General features: G+C 48.6%; 4 protein-coding genes and 2 pseudogenes. 3 read left to right on the top strand and 3 right to left on the bottom strand.

Annotated elements, in window-relative coordinates; translation table 11 throughout:
• Window positions 1–330 (bottom strand): annotated as a pseudogene (locus BFF42_RS14210) (IS1-like element IS1A family transposase); the annotation flags it as partial.
• 88 nt (window positions 331–418) lie between these two features.
• Here BFF42_RS14210 and BFF42_RS27775 point away from each other — a divergent pair.
• Window positions 419–532, top strand: a pseudogene (locus BFF42_RS27775) (DUF943 family protein); the annotation flags it as partial.
• Between the two features lie 41 nt (window positions 533–573).
• Here BFF42_RS27775 and corA read toward each other — a convergent pair.
• On the bottom strand, window positions 574–1,524 hold the full coding sequence (gene corA, locus BFF42_RS14205) for a magnesium/cobalt transporter CorA (protein ID WP_000947159.1): 951 nt from the start codon (window positions 1,522–1,524) through the stop codon (window positions 574–576).
• 151 nt (window positions 1,525–1,675) lie between these two features.
• Window positions 1,676–1,732, bottom strand: coding sequence for a protein YsgD (gene ysgD / locus BFF42_RS27275; RefSeq protein ID WP_211180520.1), 57 nt, complete (start codon window positions 1,730–1,732; stop codon window positions 1,676–1,678).
• A gap of 161 nt (window positions 1,733–1,893) precedes the next feature.
• Here ysgD and BFF42_RS14200 point away from each other — a divergent pair, with 161 nt between their 5' ends.
• Window positions 1,894–2,658, top strand: a complete 765-nt coding sequence (locus BFF42_RS14200; protein WP_039059679.1) for a phosphodiester glycosidase family protein — start codon at window positions 1,894–1,896, stop codon at window positions 2,656–2,658.
• 140 nt (window positions 2,659–2,798) lie between these two features.
• Window positions 2,799–3,052 (top strand): IS1 family transposase (locus BFF42_RS14195; protein ID WP_146753269.1); only part of this gene is annotated, 254 nt, incomplete at its 3' end.

The raw sequence follows: 3,052 nt of genomic DNA, 5'->3' as shown, positions 1-3,052 counted from the left end.
GTTCGTCCATTTCCGCGCAGACGATGACGTCACTGCCCGGCTGTATGCGCGAGGTTACCGACTGCGGCCTGAGTTTTTTAAGTGACGTAAAATCGTGTTGAGGCTAACGCCCATAATGCGTGCAGTTGCCCGGCATCCAACGCCATTCATGGCCATATCAATAATTTTCTGGTGCGTACCGGGTTGAGAAGCGGTGTAAGTGAACTGCAGTTGCCATGTTTTACGGCAGTGAGAGCAGAGATAGCGCTGATGTCCGGCAGTGCTTTTGCCGTTACGCACCACCCCGTCAGTAGCTGAACAGGAGGGACAGCTGATAGAAACAGAAGCCACTGGAGCACCTCAAAAACACCATCATACACTAAATCAGTAAGTTGGCAGCATCACCTAAAACACTATCAATAAGTTGGAGTCATTACCCCCTTATCGTAACACTCATATTGGTATTAACGATTTTACTGAGTATCAATTAACACAAGAAAATAAAATAGAGCGAGTTTTCAATCCGCATGACTTTAAAAAAGACAATTTTTAGAAATAAGCCGGATAAAAAAATAGCTTTATCCGGCACTCATATTACAACCAGTTCTTCCGCTTAAAGTACAGATACGGTGCCAGGCCCGCGAGGATCATAAAGATAATCGCGCCAGGGTAGCCGAAGCTCCACTTCAGTTCTGGCATAAACTCAAAGTTCATGCCATAGCTGGAAGCAACGAGCGTCGGCGGCAGGAATACCACGGATACCACCGAGAAGATTTTGATGATGCGGTTCTGCTCGATGTTGATAAAACCCATCGCCGCCTGCATCAGGAAGTTCACCTTCTGGAACAGAGATTCGTTATGCGGCAGCAGGGATTCGATATCTCGCAGGATTTCACGCGCCTGCTCCAGTTGTCCACCCGGTAAGCGTGCTTTACGTACCAGGAAGTTGAGCGCGCGCTGGGTATCCATCAGACACAGGCGTACTTTCCAGCCGATATCTTCCAGTTCCGCCAGCGTGGAGAGCGCCTCATCGTACTCATCGCCCTGATGCCCTTCCATAATCACCCGGCTCAACTGCTCCAGGTCGCTATAGATATTTTCAATTTCATCTGCCAACTGTTCGATTTTGGTTTCGAACAGATCCAGCAGCAGCTCGTAGGCGTTACCGTCTACCATCGACTGGCTACGGGCACGCATACGATACAGACGAAAAGCGGGCAGTTCACGCTCACGCAGAGTAAACAGACGACCATCACGGATGGTAAATGCCACAGTGGAGTTACCGGCGTGATCTTCCGCATCTTCAAAGAAGAAGAAGGAGTGAATATGCAGGCCGTCGTCGTCTTCAAAGAAACGTGCCGATGCTTCGATGTCTTCCAGTTCCGGGCGGGTTGCCAGGCTCTGGCCAAGTTCAGATTGTACACGCAGTCGCTCGTCGTCGTCCGGTTCGACAAGATCAATCCATACTGCATTTACAAGGGGTTGTGACTCTTCAACTTCCAGCCGGGTCAGTCGGTTATTTTCCAGTTGAAATGCGCTCAGCATGACCGGGACTCCCAATGCTTAAAATATCGGACAGTTCGGTGGGCACACAGAAACAAATTGGGTTTCAGACCATTAAACAGCCTGACTCAGCGCGACGGGAAAAATTGAGGTCGCTGACAACCGCTAAGGCTATCAGCAAAAAGGGATAGCCTTAGGAGTTGATCCTGGATGACAGGATAGTGAGCCAGTATCTACTGGGTGTGTCCAAGGCGAATGTCCTCTTAGAATGATCGTGCGCGCATGTTACGCCAGCAAAATTTTGCCGTCAACACGCAACAGAACACCACAGAACAATAGTTGAACTTCGCGCTTTTTGGTACTCGTCAAGGTCGCTAACAGGATAAAAAAATCCCACATCCAGGACCTATAATGGCGCATCGGCTACTCATTGGTAAAGGAATGATCACCTTGAATCTCAAACGGATTTTTCTCACCCTCACCTTACTTCCCTTGTTTTCTGTTGCCGCTGATGATTGCGCACTCTCAGATCCGACGCTGACCGTACAGGCGTATACCGTTAATCCTCAAACAGAGCGGGTGAAAATGTACTGGCAAAAAGCCAATGGCGAAGCGTGGGGAACGTTACATGCTCTGCTGGCGGATATTAATAGTCAGGGTCAGGTGCAGATGGCGATGAACGGCGGCATCTATGATGAAAGCTATGCGCCGCTCGGTTTGTACATCGAAAACGGTCAGCAGAAGGTGGCGTTAAATCTCGCTTCAGGTGAAGGGAATTTCTTTATCCGTCCTGGCGGCGTGTTTTATGTCGCGGGAGATAAAGTCGGCATCATTCGTCTGGATGCCTTTAAAACCAGTAAAGAGATTCAGTTTGCGGTGCAGTCAGGGCCAATGTTATTAGAAAACGGCGTAATTAATCCACGCATTCACCCGAATGTTGCCTCGCGTAAAATTCGTAACGGTGTAGGGATTAATAAACAAAGGAACGCCGTGTTTTTGTTGAGCCAGCAGGCGACAAATTTTTATGATTTTGCCTGTTATGCCAAAGCGAAACTGAACGTTGAGCAGTTGCTTTATCTTGATGGCACAATTTCACATATGTATATGAAAGGCGGGGCAATCCCGTGGCAACGCTATCCTTTTGTCACCATGATTTCCGTCGAGCGGAAAGGTTAAGCATTGTACACTCGAGGAGGCCAGACAAACTGGGACTGGCTACACAGCTGGAAAATCATCAGATAAATGAAGGGAAACAAAAATGGGTGATGCTGCCAACTTACTGATTTAGTGTATGATGGTGTTTTTGAGGTGCTCCAGTGGCTTCTGTTTCTATCAGCTGTCCCTCCTGTTCAGCTACTGACGGGGTGGTGCGTAACGGCAAAAGCACTGCCGGACATCAGCGCTATCTCTGCTCTCACTGCCGTAAAACATGGCAACTGCAGTTCACTTACACCGCTTCTCAACCCGGTACGCACCAGAAAATTATTGATATGGCCATGAATGGCGTTGGATGCCGGGCAACTGCACGCATTATGGGCGTTAGCCTCAACACGATTTTACGTCACTTAAA

The organism is Shigella sp. FC1661 (genome assembly GCF_001712525.1).
GTDB lineage: Bacteria > Pseudomonadota > Gammaproteobacteria > Enterobacterales > Enterobacteriaceae > Escherichia > Escherichia coli.
This window is presented reverse-complemented; position numbering and strand designations above follow the sequence as displayed.